This window comes from Streptomyces sp. NRRL S-244 (genome assembly GCF_000717915.1).
In the GTDB taxonomy this organism is placed as follows: Bacteria; Actinomycetota; Actinomycetes; order Streptomycetales; family Streptomycetaceae; genus Streptomyces.
This window is the reverse complement of record NZ_JOCX01000020.1, coordinates 44,476-60,363: the sequence shown is the minus strand read 5'-3', so window position 1 is coordinate 60,363 and position 15,888 is coordinate 44,476. Positions and strand designations below refer to the sequence as shown.

The window sequence follows — 15,888 nt, the reverse complement described above, 5'->3', positions numbered from 1 at the left end:
GCCCCGCGCCATGCCGCTCCTCGAACCGACGCTCTGGCAGGACGGACCGACCCTCACCGGGGGCGCCGCCCCGGTCGTCGAACCCGCCACCGGCCGCACCCTGGCCACCCTCGCCCTGGCCGCGCCCGCCGATGTCGCCGAGTCCGCCCTGCGGGCCCGGGCCGCCCAGGAGGACTGGGCGCGGGCCTCCCACATGGAGCGGGCCGCCGTCCTGCGCCGCGCCGGGGACCTGTTCGCCGCCCACGCCGACGAGCTGCGGGACTGGCTGGTGCGCGAGTCCGGCTCCATACCCGGCAAGGCCGACTTCGAGCTGCACGTCGCCGCCCAGGAGTGCTACGAGGCGGCCGCGCTGGCCTCCCGCCCGGCCGGGCAGGTGCTGCCGAGCGAGGCGCCGCGGCTCTCCTTCACCCGCCGGGTCCCGGCCGGGGTGGTGGGCGTGGTGGCCCCGTTCAACGCGCCGCTGATCCTGGCGATCCGCTCGGTGGCCCCGGCCCTCGCCCTCGGCAACGCCGTGCTGCTCAAGCCGGACCGGCGGACCGCCGTGTGCGGCGGCCTCGCGCTCGCCGCCGTCTTCGCGGCGGCCGGGCTGCCGGACGGGCTGCTGCACGTACTGCCCGGGGGCGCGGAGACCGGGGCGGCGGTGGTCGCCGATCCGCTGGTCCGGGTGGTGTCGTTCACCGGGTCCACGGCCGCCGGGCGGCTCGTCGGGGAGCTGGCGGGCCGTCATCTCAAGCGGGCCCACCTGGAGTTGGGCGGGAACTCGGCCCTGGTCGTACTCAAGGACGCCGATGTCGAGGCCGCCGTCGCGCAGGCCTCCTGGGGCTCGTTCTTCCACCAGGGCCAGATCTGCATGACGGCCGGCCGGCACCTCGTCCACGCCTCGCTGTACGACGAGTACGTCGAGCGGCTCGCCGCGCGGGCCGAGGCGCTGGCGGTGGGGGACCCGTACCGCGAGCGGGTGCACCTGGGGCCGCTGATCGACCGCGGCCAGCTGGAGCGGGTCCACGCCCTGGTCGCGGCGAGCACGGAGCAGGGGGCGAAGCTCGTCGTCGGAGGCACGCACGAGGGACTCTTCTACCGGCCGACCGTGCTGGCGGGCGTCGCCGAGGACACCCCCGCCTACGCGGAGGAGGTCTTCGGCCCGGTGGCGCCCGTACGGTCCTTCGTGACGGAGGAGGAGGCGGTGGCCTTGGCTTCGGCCGGCCCCTACGGCCTTTCCCTCGGGATCGTGACGCGCGACGCGGCGCGCGGGATGGAGCTGGCCGGGCGGATCCCGACCGGGATCGCGCACGTCAACGACCAGACGGTGAACGACGAGGCGGTGGCCCCGTTCGGCGGGGTCGGCGCCTCCGGCACCGGGGCCCGGTTCGGCGGCGAGGCGAACCTGGACGCCTTCACGGAGCTGCGCTGGACGACGGTCCGCTCGGCTCCGGCGGGGCACCCTTTCTGAGACGGCAGGTACGTGCGGGCCGCCGACGCCGTGCGGCGGCCCGTACGTGCGCCGCGCATCGCGCCGTACGTACGCCGTGGCGGAATGCACGGGGCGAGCCGATCGTTCAAGGTGCATACAAGGCAATCAGGAGGTCTGGAACCGTGGCTACTGTCGAGCTCACCAAGGAGAACTTCGACCAGACGGTCAGCGAGAACCCGTTCGTGCTGATCGATTTCTGGGCGGGCTGGTGCCGGCCCTGCCTCCAGTTCGCCCCGGTCTACGAGAAGGCCTCGGAGGCCCACTCCGACCTGGTCTTCGCCAAGGTGGACACGGAGGCGCAGCAGGAGCTGGCCGCCGCCTTCCAGATCACCTCGATCCCGACGCTGATGATCGTCCGGGACCAGGTGGCGATCTTCGCGCAGCCCGGCGCGCTGCCGGAGGCCGCGCTGACGGACCTGATCGGGCAGGCGCGGGCGCTGGACATGGACGAGGTCCGCGCGAAGATCGCCGCGTCGCAGCAGGACGGGCAGCCCGGCACGTCGGAGGCCTGAGCTCCGACCCGCCGACCGTCCGCGGGACCGCGTACGGCGTGTCTGCCGGGCGGTCGGGGTGCGTCTGCGCGCGGCCGCCGCGCGTCTCCCGCCCGCCCCACGCTCCGCACGTAAGGTGACAGGGAACAAGCGCCCCTGGAACCACGGATGGTGACTGTGTCGGAAGCGGTGGAGTACGACGTCGTGGTGCTCGGCGGGGGACCGGCCGGCGAGAACATCGTGGACCGGACCCGCGCCGCCGGGCTGACCACCGCCCTGGTGGAGGCCGAACTCGTCGGCGGTGAATGCTCGTACTGGGCCTGCGTCCCGAGCAAGGCGCTGCTGCGTCCCGCGCTGGCCAGGGCCGACGCCCGCCGGGTGCCCGGGCTCGCGGGCGCCGTGGAGGGGCCGCTGGACACGGAGGCCGTGTTCGCGCACCGCGACTACTGGACCTCCAGCTGGAAGGACGACGGCCAGGTCGACTGGATCGATTCGATCGGCGCCCACCTCTACCGGGGCCACGGCCGCCTGTACGGGGTCCGCAAGGTCGCCGTCACCAGCCCCGAGGGCGAGCACCACGTGCTCGCGGCCCGGCACGCCGTCGTCGTCGCCACCGGCACCCGCGCCGTGATCCCGGACGTGCCCGGGCTCGCCGGGGCGCGGCCGTGGACCAGCCGGGAGGCCACTTCCGCCCGGCAGGCGCCGGGCCGGCTGCTGATCGTGGGCGGCTCGGTGGTGGCCGCCGAGATGGCCACGGCCTGGCAGGCCCTCGGCTCCCACGTCACGGTCCTCGTCCGCGGCTCCGGGCTGCTGCCGCGGATGGAGCCCTTCGCCGGTGAGCTGGTCGCCGAGGCGCTGCGCGAAGCCGGCGCGGTGGTCCGTACGGACGTCTCCGTCGAGGCGGTCGTACGGGACGGCTCGACCGGGCCCGTCCAGGTCGTACTGGAGGGCGGCGAGATCCTGGAGGGCGACGAGCTGCTGATCGCGACCGGCCGCTCGCCGCACACCGAGGACATCGGGCTGGAGACCGTCGGGCTGACGCCCGGCGACTGGATCCCGGTCGACGAGAGCTGCCGCGTCCAGGGCCACGACTGGCTGTACGCGGTCGGCGATGTCAACCACCGCGCGCTGCTGACCCACCAGGGCAAGTACCAGGGCCGCATCGCGGGGGCCGCCATCGCGGCCCGCGCGGCGGGCAGCCCCGCGCTCGACACCGGCCGCTGGGGCGCGCACGCGGCGACCGCCGATACGCAGGCCCTGCCGCAGGCGGTGTTCACCGACCCGGAGGCGGCGGCCGTGGGCCTCACCCTCGCGGAGGCCGAGCGCGCGGGCCACCGGGTCCGCGCCGTCGACTACGACCTCGGCAAGGTCTCCGGCGCAGGCCTGTACGCCGACGGGTACCGGGGCCGGGCCCGGATGGTCGTCGACCTGGACCGGGAGGTGCTCCTCGGGGCGACCTTCGTCGGCCCGGGCGCGGCCGAGCTGGTGCACGCGGCCACGATCGCGGTCGCGGGGGAGGTCCCGATCGGCCGGCTGTGGCACGCGGTCCCGGCGTTCCCGACGATCAGCGAGATCTGGCTCAGGCTGCTGGAGGCGTACCGGGGATAGCCGGGTCCACGACGTCGGCCCGCCGGTAGCTGCTGCCGTCGCGGGTCCGGGTCAGCAAGCCCGAGGTGATCAGGTAGCGCCGCAGCGCCGAGCAGTCCTCGTGCACGGTGCGCAGCGCGTCGTTCACCTCGGGCTCGGTGTACGTGCGGCCCTCCGCGAAGAGGGTCTCGGTGAGGGGGCGAGCAGCTGCTCGCGGCGGGCGGCCTTGCGCGGGATGGCGATGAGCCGCCCGCCGGAGAAGAGGTCGGCGACACGGCGCTCTTGTGGTGACATGGCAGCGAGCCTGTCCGACACCCCGCACGTCCGGCAACGGATTTATGCCCGACGCACGGTCGGGGACGTCAACTCCCCTGAAAAGTGACGGTCGTTCATCTTACTGAGCGGTAGGCCCCGCCAGTACCCTCCCCCGTGACCGCTTCCTGCCCCACGGAGGAGCACGTATGCGACGTCCCACCGCCCGCCTGAGAACTGCCGTAGCCGCCGGGGTGATCGCCCTCGGAGCCGCCCTGCTCTCCCCGCTCGCGACCGCGGCCGCGACCGCCGCGCCGTCCGCCGATCCCGTGCCGCTTCCCGTCGCCGACTACTGCGGCGGCCAGTGCGCGGACATCCTGCCGCCCGGCCAGAACGGCAACGCGACCCTCGCCCAGATCCTCCTGCACAAGGCGTTCGGCACGATGCCCGCCCACGCCTCCGACCAACTGGCCCGCTACGACTCGCTGGTGGCCGGATATCCCGGGCTCACCGACGCCAAGGTCAACGACTTCTTCAACGACGCGTCCTTCGGGGTCCCCGCCGACCAGGTCGAGTCCACCGCCAGCCCGCGTTCCGACGTCACCATCACCCGCGACAAGAAGACCGGCGTCCCCCACATCAAGGGCACCACCCGCTACGGCACTTCCTTCGGCGCGGGCTTCGCCGCCGCCCAGGACCGGCTCTGGCAGATGGACCTCTTCCGCCACGTCGGCCGCGGCGACCTGACCCCGTTCGCCGGCGGCGCCCTCGCCAACCAGGGCCTGGAGCAGCAGTTCTGGCCGCAGGCCCCGTACACCGAGGCCGACCTCCAGGCGCAGGTGGACCGGATCCGCACCACCGAGGGCGACCGCGGCCGCCTCGCGATGGAGGACGCGCAGGCGTACGTCGACGGCATCAACGCCTACCGCGTGCAGTCCAAGAACGGCCGCTACTTCCCCGGCGAGTACGTCCTCACCGGCCACATCGACTCCATCACCAACGCCGGCGAGATCCAGCCGTTCAAGACCACCGACCTGATCGCCCTCGCCTCCGTCGTCGGCGGGCTGTTCGGCGGCGGTGGCGGCGGCGAGGTGCAGGCCGCGCTCTCCCTGCTCTCGGCGCAGCAGAAGTACGGCCTGGAGGAGGGCACCCGGGTCTGGGAGTCCTTCCGCGAACGCGACGACCCCGAGGCCGTGCTCACCGTCCACGACGGCACGAGCTTCCCGTACGCGCAGAAGCCCGCGAACCCGCAGGGCGCCGCGCTCCCGGATCCGGGCTCGGTCACCGCCGAGCAGCTGGTCTACGACCGCACGGGCGCGGCGGCCACCGCTGCCGCCGCGAACCCGCCGAAGCCGGTCAAGCAGAGCATGTCCAACGCCCTGCTCGTCTCGGGGGCGAAGACCGCGAGCGGCCACCCCGTCGCCGTCTTCGGCCCGCAGACCGGCTACCTCGCACCCCAACTCCTCATGCTCCAGGAGCTCCAGGGCCCCGGCATCAGCGCCCGGGGCGCCTCCTTCGCCGGGGTGAGCATGTACGTCCAGCTCGGCCGGGGCCAGGACTACGCCTGGAGCGCCACCTCCGCCGGGCAGGACATCACCGACACCTTCGCCGTCGAGCTGTGCGAGCCGGGCGGCGGGGCCCCGACCACCGCGAGCGCCTCGTACCTCTACCGCGGCACCTGCACCCCCATGGAGAAGCTGGAGCGCACCAACACCTGGAAGTCCTCGGTGGCCGACCCGACGCCGAACGGCTCGTACCGGATGCAGGTCTGGCGGACGAACTACGGCATCGTGACCCACCGCGCCACCATCGCGGGCAAGCCCGTGGCCTACACCGCGCTGCGCTCCACGTACCGCCACGAGGCCGACTCGATCATCGGCTTCCAGATGCTCAACGACCCCTCGTACGTGACGGACGCCCGCACGTTCCAGCAGGCCGCCCAGCACATCGGCTACGCCTTCAACTGGTTCTACGCCGACGCGCGCGAAGCGGCGTACTACAACAGCGGTTCGAACCCGGTCCGGCCGGCCGGGGTCGACGCCGCGCTGCCGATCGCGGCGAAGCAGCAGTACGAGTGGCAGGGCTTCGACCCGGCGGCCAACACCGCCGCGTACACGCCGCCCGCCGAGCACCCGCAGTCCATCGGGCAGGACTACTACATCAGTTGGAACAACAAGCAGGCCAAGGGGTACGGCGCGGCCGGCTTCGGCATGGGCTCCGTGCACCGCGGCGACCTCCTCGACCAGCGCGTGAAACCGCTCGTCGCCGCGGGCGGGGTCACCCGGGCCAAGCTCACCCAGGCCATGGCGGACGCGGCCGTCACCGACCTGCGGGCCGAGAACCTGCTGCCCGAGCTGCTCGCGGTGGTACGCAGCCAGCCGGTCACCGATCCGGCGGTGGCCGCCGCCGTCGACAAGCTGGCGGCGTGGCAGGCGGCAGGGACCGAGCGCAAGGAGACCGCTCAGGGCTCGAAGGCGTACGCTCACGCCGACGCCGTCCGGATCATGGACGCCTGGTGGCCGCTGCTGATCGAGGCCGAGTTCAAACCGGGGCTCGGGGCGCCGCTCTACGACGCCCTGCGGGCCTCGCTGACCGTCGACGAGGCGCCCAACGCGGGGCACGGGCCCACCGGTTCGCATGCCGGGTCGGCGTTCCAGTACGGCTGGTGGAGCTACGCGGACAAGGACCTGCGCACGGTGCTCGGGCGCCCGGTCGCCGGTCCGCTGGCCAAGGCGTACTGCGGAGGCGGCTCGCTGTCCGCGTGCCGCGACGCGATGGCGGCCACGCTCAAGCAGGCGGCCTCCGCGACCCCGGCGTCGGTGTACCCGGCCGACGGGACCTGCGCGGCCGGGAACCAGTGGTGCGCGGACTCGATCGTGCAGCGTCCGGTGGGCGGGCTGAGCCACCCGCAGATCAACTGGCAGAACCGGCCCACGTACCAGCAGGTGGTGGAGTTCCCGGCGCACCGCTGAGGCCCGCGCGTACGGGCGGGGAGGCCCCGCCCGTACCACCGCTGAGGCCCCGCGCGTACCACCGCTGAGGCCCGCCGGTCCCGGATCGCTCCGGGGCCGGCGGGCCTCTTTCTGCGCGGGTTGCCGCCGTCCCTCAGGGGCCGACGGTGATCTGCTGCGCCGGGTCGGTCGTGTCGGTGACCTTGTACACGGCGTTGAAGACGGACGCGGTAGCGCTGGTCGGGCAGCCGAACCCGCCGGTGACCGTGACCGGCACGGAGGCGTTGGTGAAGGTCAGGCTCGGCGGGGCGCCGTTCACCCAGGTCCCGCCGACGTTCGCCGGGGCGGTGGGGGCGGCGGTGACCGTACAGGTGGCCAGGCCGGTCGTGTGCACGACGAGCCCGCCGACGGGGACGGTCATGGTGGCGGTGATCGGGGAGCCGTTCTGCATCGACACCGACCAGGAACCGCTGGTGGTGACCGTCGGGGTCACGCCCGGGATGCTGGAGGTGCACGAGCTGTACGTAGGCGGCGTGATCGGCGACGAGACGGGACCTGCGGGGTTCTGGTTCCCGGGGGCGGCCGGGACGGTGCCGGTGGAGACGGAGACCGTACAAGTCACCGTCACCGAACCGGCCTTGAGGGTGGCCTTGCCGCTGAGGGCGGCTTTGAACGAGTGCCCGGCCGGGGTGACGGTGGTCGATCCGGCCAGCGGCGAGGGCGCGGCGGTGGCGGTGACCGAGGCCACCGACAGCGCTCCGGCGGCGGCCAACCCGAGGGCGAGCGCGGTACGCGTGCGGCTCATGGCTGTGCTCCTTGGGGATCGGGGTGCGCGGTGGTGCCGGTTGGGGCGGGGGACTGCGGCGGTACGGAGTCCGGCGGCTCGGGGGAGGGGCGCGGGGCGGTGGCGTTCGGCTGCCAGGCGAACATCAGCCCGCCGCCGAGGATCCCGAGCAGGGTGCCGATCAGGAACCCGCCGAGGTTCGACATGACCAGCGCGGCGGTGGCGATGAGCGTGGTGAGGACACCGGCGAGGTTGCGCTGTGCGGGCGAGAACCAGGCGGTGAGGCCGAGCACGATCATGACGATGCCCATCAGGACGGACGGAATGCCCGCGATGCCCTGCTGGAGCATCACCTTCAACGGTGCGAGCGGCAGGGCGCAGATCTCCGCCCCGGCGAGGACGGCGAACAGCCCTCCCCAGAACGGCCTGCCCCGACGCCACTGCCGCCACCGCCGCCGGAGGCTCAGAAGCATTCCTTCTTGCCCTTGCTGATGTTCATGCTGAGCCCGGAGAGCTTGAAGGTGCCCGCGTTCGTGGCCCAGGCCGTCTGCTGCAGACCTGTGATGCTGACGGTGTCCGCCTGCTGGGCGAACAGGTCCTGCATGCCCACGGCCTCCGCCGGCCCCTTGTCGAGGGTGGAGGCGTCGCGGCCGATCTCGATGTTGCTGAACACGGCGTCGCCGGAGAGCTGGGTGGCGTCGACGAACAGGTTGCTGGCCTCGACGGGGGCCTTCTTGCCCGCGGTGAGGTTGAGCGAGATGTCGCCGACGACCGGCAGCGTGGTCACGACCGACTGGCAGAGGCTGTGGAGCTTGGCCTCCTTGATGGCGGTGACCGCCACCGGGATGAGCTCCTCGCGGGCGTTGACGTCGATGCTGCCGTACTGGGCGAAGCCCTCGCCCTCCAGGCTCGTCGCCGACACCTTGAACTGCTGGCCCGATACGGCGAAGGAGGCGGCGAGGGCGCCTTGCGCGAGGGCGATGCCGAGGCCCGCGGTCACGGCGATGGCGGGGACGGTCAGGACGGCGAAGCGGCGCCAGCGGACGCGGCCGCCTCCCTCGTCGTCTCTGCCGGGCGGGGCGGAGGAATCCGATAAGTTGGGGGAATCTGCCATGAGATCGTCCCTTATTTCGGCTGTGCATCGTTGTTACCGACGAGTTGAATGTAAGAGTGCCAATGGGGGTTGGCAAGGTTGCTCGGCCGTGCCTTTTCGGCCGACTCCTACCGATCGGTCACTGCCTTCCGGTGCGGCCTTACGCGCCCTCATGCGGTATTACGCGGCTTTACGCGTCCTTCCGGAGCAGTTGGGCGACCTCCGCCTCCACCCGCCGGGCCATCGCCCGGGCGAACTCCGACGCCACGACCTCGCCCGCCACCGGACGCAGCGCCGCCACCGCGTCCGAGATGTGATCCAGTTGGGTGGCCGAAAGTCGCTCCAGCCCGTCCGGTCCGATCACATGCCGCCGGAACAGTCCGACGAACCGGTCGGCGAGCGCGGCCGCCTGCGTCTGTACGAAGTCCCCCGCGTCGAGGATCTCCGCGAGCGGCACGCCCTGCCGCACGAGCGTGAGCGTGGCCTCCAGCAGGCGCCGGCTCCGGTGCGTGACCCGGTCGCCCTCGATGCGTACGTACCCCAGCTCCGCGGCCCGCCGGGTGTCCTCGGCCGTCCCCGTCGGGCCGAAGAGCCCGCGCAGCTCGGCCAGGGTCATGGTGACCGGCTCCTCGTGGACCCAGTCGCGGGTCATCGCCCGCTCCAGGCCCAGGAGTTGGGACAGGCCCCCGCCCGCCTCCCAGGCGTGCAGCAGCTCGGCGATCCCGTTGACGGTGTACCCGCGCCCGAGGAGATCGCTGATCAGGCGCAGCCGGGTCAGGTGGTCCGCGGAGTACCAGGCGATGCGGCCCTCGCGGCGCGGCGGCGGGAGCAGCCCGCGCTCCTGGTAGTAGCGCAGGTTGCGCACCTTGACGCCGGCCGCGCGGGCCAGGTCCTCGCGGCGGTAGCGCTCGGCGGTGGTGGCGCCGCCCGCGCTGCCGTCCGTACCGTCGTCTTCTCGTACCTGGCTGCTCACGCGGCCGAGTGTAGGGCGAACCGGGGGAGCTACCGGCGGGTGTACCGGCAGGTCACATGGGGCGCGGCCGGTCCTCCTGCTTGACCGCCCGCAGCACCACGAACTTCGGTTCGCTCGCGGCGACTTCGCTGTTGCCGAACAGGCGGCGCAGGTGGGTGTGGTAGCCCATGTGGCGGTTGGCGACCACCCACAGCTCACCGCCCGGGCGCAGCACCTTGCGCGACTGCGCGAACATGCGCAGCGCCGTGGCGTCCGTCGTCGCCTGGTGGGAGTGGAACGGCGGGTTGCACAGCACCAGGTCGACCGAGCCCGGGTCCAGCATGGCCACGCCGTCGCCGACGAGGAAGTCGGCCCGCTCGCGCTCGTGCTGCACGTTGGCGCGGAACGTGGCCTTCGCCGAGGCGACGGCCTGGTACGACTCGTCGGTGAACACGATCTCGGCGCGCGGGTCCGCGACCGCGACCGCCGTGCCGACGATGCCGTTGCCGCAGCCCAGGTCCACGACCCGGGCGCCGTTCGTGTTGTTCGGGATGCTCTGGAGGAAGAAGCGGGTGCCGACGTCGAGCCGGTCGGCACAGAAGATCCCGGCGTGGTTGACGGCGGTCAGGCCGGCGCCCGAGCCCGCGTCCTCGTCCAGCGTGTACGTCACCGGCCACGGGTCGACGGCCCGCGTCGAGGTGGCGCTCGGCGTGCAGAAGATCAGTCGGGCCTTCTTCTCGGCGAGCGAGGTCTTCGTCGGGCCGAGGATCTTCTCGAAGAGCTTCAGCGTGGAGGTGTGGATCTCCTTGACCATGCCCGTGCCCACGACGACCGTGCCGGCGTGCACGTGCGGCGCCAGCCGGTACAGCTGGTCCTCCAGCAGCGCCAGGCTCTTCGGCACCCGTACGAGGAGTACGTCGATCCGCTCGGGCGGCGCGTCCTGCGTGGTCAGCAGCCGCACCGTGGACTTGGCGGTGCCGATCCCGGCGCGGTCCAGGTTCGCGGCGGTGCCGGCCCGGGCGAGGTAGGAGTCGGTGATCTGCGTGGGGTGGTACGCGGCCAGCGCCGTCGTGAGCGCCCCCCAGCGGTCCCCGAGGATGGTGATCTGCCCGGCGCCGGCCAGGTCCACCGGGCCGTGTTCCCCCGTACCGGAGTCGAGGTGGCGCAGCAGGTACTCGTCGGCGGCGTCCCAGGCGCGGAGCTGGTCGCGCGGGTCTTCGGGGAAGCGGGTGAGCTCGTAGGAGCCGAAAGGCGTGGTCAGACGGTTCATCGTGACCCCAGGCTAACCGAGGCTGCGGCCCGGCCCCGCACACACGGGGCCGGGCGGTGGGCTACTCGGGGCACCACCTGCGGTGCTACTCGGGGAACTCGCCCGCCATCGCGGCGGCCATCCGCAGGTGGGGGCGGGCTTCTTCGGCCCGGCCCTGGCGCTCCAGCGTCCGGCCGAGCATCAGCTGCGCGTAATCCTCCACCGGCCAGCGCTCGAGGATGGCGCGGAGCTCGTGCTCGGCGCGGGAGAGCCGGGCGGAGTGGTAGTAGGCGCGGGCCAGCAGCAGCCGGGGCGCGAGCTGCTCGGGGGCCTCGCCGGCCAGCGCCTCCAGGATGTTCGCGGCCGTCGTGTACTCCTTCGCGTCGAAGAAGAGCCGGGCGCGCTCCCAGCGCTCGGCCGCCGTGCCGTGCTCGAAGTACGTCGTCGGCGCGTTCATCGAGATCCCTTCCGCCGTTCAGGTGGTGTGTCCGCCTGCCCCAACACGTGAGGGCGGCCGGACATTCCACCGAACGCGGCGCCGGTGTCGGTACTAAGTTGTGGGGTATGAGCAATCTCGATCGCCAGCCCGCTCTCTCCGCCTGCGGCGGCCGCGGCTTCGTCGTGGCCGAACCCGTGCGCGAGCTCCTCAGCCCGCGCACGGTCAAGCTCGGGGAATCCACCGAGGTCCGCCGACTCCTGCCGAACCTGGGCCGCCGCATGGTGGGCGCCTGGTGCTTCGTCGACCACTACGGCCCGGACGACATCGCGGGCGAGCCCGGCATGCAGGTCGCCCCGCACCCCCACTCCGGGCTCCAGACGGTGAGCTGGCTGCACGACGGCGAGGTGCTGCACCGGGACAGCGTGGGCAGCCTCGAGACGATCCGGCCGCGCGAGCTCGGCCTGATGACCTCCGGCCGCGGGATCAGCCACTCGGAGGAGAGCCCGCGCTCGCACGGCCGCATCCTGCACGGGGCCCAGCTGTGGGTGGCCCTCCCGGACGAGCACCGCAATGTGGAGCCCCATTTCCAGCACCACGCGGAGCTCCCGCAGGTGACCGCCCCGGGCCTGACGGCGACGGTCATCCTGGGCACCCTGGACACGGCGACCTCGCCGGGCACGGCGTACAGCCCGATCGTCGGCGCTGACCTGGCGCTCGCGGCGGGCACGGAGACCCGGCTCCCGCTCGACCCGGACTTCGAGTACGCGGTGCTGTCGATGGCGGGGGAGGCCCACGTGGACGGCGTCCCGGTCCTCCCGGGCTCGATGCTCTACCTCGGCTGCGGCCGCACGGAACTCCCCCTGCGCGCGACCTCGGACGCGGCCCTGATGCTCCTGGGCGGCGAACCGTTCGAGGAGGAGATCGTGATGTTCTGGAACTGGGTCGCCAGGAGTCATGAAGAGGTCGTTCAGGCCCGTGAGGACTGGATGAACGGAACCCGATTCGGCGAGGTCAAAGGCTACGACGGGCCCTCGATCCCGGCCCCCGAGATTCCCCCAACTCAGTTGAAACCACGGGGTCGTGTGCGTTGACTATGTGAGCATTCGGGATGCGAGTCCGGGCCTCGTCGAGAGGAGGCGAGGCCTGGACCTCTGCGCGTTCTCAACACCTTTCAACGAAGCCAGAAGCCGGTCGGCGCCTCCAGCCTGATTCTCAGGTGTGGCCGTTCGCGTCAGGGTGTGCCAGGACGAATGCTGACTCTGGTTCACCTCTGGGTGACGTCGATGGGCCGACTCAGATACGTCTGAATCTCTGTGTGATCCGCAGTTCGTGGCACACCTTCGGGTCCTGCAGCAAGCCAGGCCGCGGTGCCATATGGGACGACGAGATCATCGATCCAGATTCGGTAGGCACCCGTCGGTCCGCGGCGGCCGCTTTTTGTGGAGATGAGACAACGACAGAGTAGCGTGCTGACCGAGGCGGATCCGAATGTTTTGGGCGTTGTCGACGGTCAGCCGCTGCGGGAGGTCGAGCAGACTTTGGGCTGCGGGGGCCGTAGTGGTGCATCGAGGTGGCGCACACCCTGGCCGTCGTTAGGCTCCCTTCGACGTGATCGAAGGTGCGAAGGCCGGTAGCCGATGTCGACTCCCGCCCGGACGTGGGTCGCTGGTGAAGAAGCCCCCTCGCCGTAGCGGCAGAGGCGTCCAGGTCCTCCTCGGCGAAGGGTCTCTTCGTCGCCGGGTGCGGTTCCGCGGGAGGGTCTGTAGCGCCGGTGATTGCCTGCCAGCGCCCGGACGGTCGTCCGCGAGTGCCCAGGGGTGGACGACCCAGTGGCGGCCGATGCGGTCGCGGATGGTCCATATACGCGGATGTTCGGCTGGCGCGGGGTGTGGCGGCGAGGGATCGCGACCCGCGTCTCCTCGCGGGGGTGGGCTCGCTCCGTCCCGGTTGATGGCTGCTGGCGGTCGGACCACCCGAGGTGGATTGGCGAAGGATGTGCGATGACTACATGGACCGCACGCGTTCCAGGTTCGCTCGCACTTGAGCGGTCACCGGATCCCCCGACCTCAGTACCCGCTCGCAGTCCTTCAGGAGGACTTCGTACAGCCGGGTCGCGCGATTCAGGTCGCCCGCAGCCGCGTATAGGAGCGCGAGGTTGCTACGTGAGGCCAGGGTGTTGGGGTGGTCTTGGCCCAGTTCCTGCTCCTGGCCGTGCAGGGTGCGCTTGTGCAGTGTGATCGCGCGGTCCAGGTCACCTGCAGCCCGGTAGGCGGCAGCGAGGTCCTCGCGGGAAATGATGGTGGTGGGGTGGTCTTTGCCCAGCACCCGCTCGCAGATTTCTAGGGTGCGTTCGTACAGCAGGATCGAGTGGTCCGCGTCGCCCGCCTCCTGGTAGGCGGCGGCCAGGTTGTTACTGAAGGTCAGCGTGGTCGGGTGGTCGTCGCCCAGGACCCGCTCACACTCTTCCAATGAGCGCTCCAATACCGGGATGGCCCGGTTCACGTCGCCCGCCTCTTGGTATGCGGCCGCCAGGTTGTTGCGCGAGACCAGAGTGTCGGGGGCGCGCTTACCCAGCACCCGCTCCCGGTCTTGCAGAGTGCGCTCGAAGAGCTGGATCGCGCGGCGTATGTCGCCCGCTTTCTGGTGCGCGCCCGCAAGGTTGTTGCTGGTCATCATCGTGTCGGGGTGTTCGTCGCCCAACACACGCTCGAACTCTCTCAAGGTCCGTTCGTACAACGGAATCGCGCGGCCCGGCTGGCCTGCCTCTTGATATGCGTATGCCAAATTGTTGCGAGAGATCAGAGTGTGGGGATGGTCACTACCGAGAACCCGCTCGCGGATGTCGAGCACGCGCTCGAAGGTGGGAACGATTGCGGCCGGTAAGCCCTGCGCCTGCCGGAACACTGCGGCGCAGTTGAGGATACGGGCGGTGTGAACGGTGTCGTGGTCGGGGGTGTGCAGGCTGGTGAGGGTGTCGCTGTGAGGCAGGAGCGCTCGGAAGCGCGGCCAATTTCGGGGCTGGTCGAGTTCGGTGGGGAAGGCATTTGCCAGGAGGGTTGTGGCTTGCCCGCGGGCTTGGTTGATGGCGGCGGTGCGGCGGTGGGGGTCGCGAGGGTCTGCGGTGCGTGCAAGGGCCTGGACGAGGCGGTGGACGGACAGGGTGCCGTCGTGGTTGTCGACGACCATGCTGTAGGCGATGAGCCGGCCGATCGCGGTCGCGCGTTCCGGCGGCTCTGCGAGAGCGTCGAGGAGGTCGCGGGGAATGCGGTCGGGGGAGTACCAGGCCAGGATGCGTTGGATGTCCCCAGCCAGTGGGGTGTCGGTCAGACGGTCGAGGGTTAGGCGCCAGATTAGGGCTACGGTGCGGTCGGACTCGCTGCCCTCGGGGCCGGCGGCGAACACCGTCGCAGGATGCTCAGCCAACATGCCCAGGTAGTCGCGCGGGGTGATGCCTGTCTCGGCGCAGTACGCGGCGGCCTGCTCCACGGCCAGTGCTAGATATCCGAGTTCCTCGCACAGAGCGTTCGCTCCGCCAGTCTCCCGTGGCCCGTGGTGGGTGAGGACCCGGGCGAACAGTTCTACGGCGTCGGTCGGAGAGAGGGTGCCGAGTCGGCTGCTTGTGGCATCGTGGTGCCAACCGGTCGCCCGACGGCTGGTGATCAGGACCAGGCCACCCGGGATCCGGTCCAGCAGTGGACGGATATGGGCCGGGTCCTCGACATTGTCGAGCACCAGCAGCCACTGGTCGTGCGTGGCAAGCCACCGCATTACGGTCTCGGTCTGTTCCTCGGCGGGTTGGCTGGTCAGCCTAGGGTGAAGGGCCCGTGCAAGCGCGGCCAACCCGGCATCCACAGCGGACGTACTGTCGGCGGTGATCCACCACCGCACTGCCTCGGGCCGGCCCGCTGCCCAGTGCGCTGCAAGCGCCGATTTCCCGACCCCGCCCAGACCGTGCACCGTGTGGACCACGGCGTGACCCGCCTCGGAGAACGCCGCGTCCAGCGCGCGGAGTTCACCCGCCCGGCCTATGAACAGCCCGGATCGCACGTTCGACACCTTGTCCACCAACTCCACGGAAGTGCCCCTGGGCTCGAAGTAAGCCCGACGCACCGGGTCGCCCTCGGGACTGTGAAGCCTGCGCATCAGCTCCGTTTCGTCCCACAACCGAAGCACGACACCGTGGCCCTGCTCAGTTCGCTTCTTCCACCCGTCCCACCATTTCGCCGCGGGACCGTCCATGCAGGAAGGGATGCACAGCACCCACTCCGTAATCGTGTGACCGTTGGCTTGCGCCGCCTTCAGCGCCTGGGCGAAGGACTCTCGGATCTGCTGTGAGTGGCTTGTGGTAGTCACAGGCATGAAGTATTTGCACTGCCACACGGCGATCGCACCGCCGAGGTCTCCGGCGAACGCGTCCACGCCCCAGTCCCCGGGATTGGCCTCGATTCTGCGGACGTTCGGAGTCGTGGCCCCGGCCAGCTCCGCGATCATCTTCTCGAACTCGGCGCGGGCTCCGTCCACGCTGCCGGTACGGAGCTCGTGCGCCCGGAAGTTGATGAGAGGCACGCCGACTGCCGCAGGCATGGAGGAAATCAACTTGTCCCCGCCCCTCCTCATTC

Annotated in this window: 12 protein-coding genes and 1 pseudogene; 5 read left to right on the top strand and 8 right to left on the bottom strand. The window is 71.4% G+C overall.

The window, feature by feature from the left end:
• Positions 1-10: 10 nt before the first annotated feature.
• From IF02_RS0123250 to IF02_RS0123240, 3 genes are all read left to right on the top strand, one after another.
• The gene (locus IF02_RS0123250) at positions 11-1,450 is read left to right on the top strand and encodes an aldehyde dehydrogenase family protein (protein WP_030159941.1); all 1,440 of its coding nucleotides are present in this window, start codon (positions 11-13) and stop codon (positions 1,448-1,450) included.
• 143 nt (positions 1,451-1,593) lie between these two features.
• Entirely contained in the window at positions 1,594-1,983 is a 390-nt protein-coding gene (locus IF02_RS0123245) for a thioredoxin family protein (RefSeq protein WP_030159939.1), read from the top strand.
• Positions 1,984-2,130: 147 nt separating this feature from the next.
• Entirely contained in the window at positions 2,131-3,570 is a 1,440-nt protein-coding gene (locus IF02_RS0123240; protein WP_030159938.1) for a dihydrolipoyl dehydrogenase family protein, read from the top strand.
• Here the strand turns inward: IF02_RS0123240 and IF02_RS33945 are convergent.
• Positions 3,542-3,843 (bottom strand): annotated as a pseudogene (locus tag IF02_RS33945) (DUF2087 domain-containing protein). The gene IF02_RS0123240 and the pseudogene IF02_RS33945 sit on opposite strands and share 29 nt — an antisense overlap.
• Before the next feature lie 167 nt (positions 3,844-4,010).
• Here IF02_RS33945 and IF02_RS0123230 point away from each other — a divergent pair.
• Positions 4,011-6,773 carry a penicillin acylase family protein gene (locus IF02_RS0123230; protein WP_030159936.1) on the top strand — a complete coding sequence of 921 codons (2,763 nt, stop codon included), beginning with the start codon at positions 4,011-4,013 and terminating at the stop codon, positions 6,771-6,773.
• Positions 6,774-6,906: 133 nt separating this feature from the next.
• Here the strand turns inward: IF02_RS0123230 and IF02_RS0123225 are convergent, their stop codons facing one another.
• The 6 genes from IF02_RS0123225 to IF02_RS0123200 all read right to left on the bottom strand — a co-directional run bounded on the left by IF02_RS0123225 (position 6,907) and on the right by IF02_RS0123200 (position 11,287).
• Positions 6,907-7,557: a hypothetical protein gene (locus IF02_RS0123225; RefSeq protein WP_030159933.1), complete on the bottom strand. Its 651-nt coding sequence runs from the start codon at positions 7,555-7,557 to the stop codon at positions 6,907-6,909.
• On the bottom strand, positions 7,554-8,009 hold the full coding sequence (locus IF02_RS0123220) for a DUF6114 domain-containing protein (RefSeq protein WP_037836960.1): 456 nt from the start codon (positions 8,007-8,009) through the stop codon (positions 7,554-7,556). Before IF02_RS0123220 ends, IF02_RS0123225 begins: the two co-directional genes overlap by 4 nt.
• Positions 8,000-8,650: a DUF6230 family protein gene (locus IF02_RS0123215; RefSeq protein WP_420708199.1), complete on the bottom strand. Its 651-nt coding sequence runs from the start codon at positions 8,648-8,650 to the stop codon at positions 8,000-8,002. The genes IF02_RS0123220 and IF02_RS0123215 overlap by 10 nt, the downstream gene beginning before the upstream one ends.
• Positions 8,651-8,819: 169 nt before the next feature.
• On the bottom strand, positions 8,820-9,602 hold the full coding sequence (locus IF02_RS0123210) for a MerR family transcriptional regulator (RefSeq protein ID WP_234318306.1): 783 nt from the start codon (positions 9,600-9,602) through the stop codon (positions 8,820-8,822).
• Positions 9,603-9,654: 52 nt separating this feature from the next.
• Positions 9,655-10,842 carry a methyltransferase gene (locus tag IF02_RS0123205; RefSeq protein WP_037836973.1) on the bottom strand — a complete coding sequence of 396 codons (1,188 nt, stop codon included), beginning with the start codon at positions 10,840-10,842 and terminating at the stop codon, positions 9,655-9,657.
• Between the two features lie 94 nt (positions 10,843-10,936).
• The gene (locus IF02_RS0123200; protein WP_030159925.1) at positions 10,937-11,287 is read right to left on the bottom strand and encodes a tetratricopeptide repeat protein; all 351 of its coding nucleotides are present in this window, start codon (positions 11,285-11,287) and stop codon (positions 10,937-10,939) included.
• 107 nt (positions 11,288-11,394) lie between these two features.
• Between IF02_RS0123200 and IF02_RS0123195 the strand changes: the two genes are divergently transcribed.
• Positions 11,395-12,360, top strand: coding sequence for a pirin family protein (locus tag IF02_RS0123195; protein WP_030159922.1), 966 nt, complete (start codon positions 11,395-11,397; stop codon positions 12,358-12,360).
• A gap of 913 nt (positions 12,361-13,273) precedes the next feature.
• Here the strand turns inward: IF02_RS0123195 and fxsT are convergent.
• Positions 13,274-15,853 (bottom strand): FxSxx-COOH system tetratricopeptide repeat protein, encoded by a 2,580-nt coding sequence (fxsT, locus tag IF02_RS33240; RefSeq protein ID WP_158708544.1) that lies wholly within the window; start codon positions 15,851-15,853, stop codon positions 13,274-13,276.
• Positions 15,854-15,888: the final 35 nt, after the last annotated feature.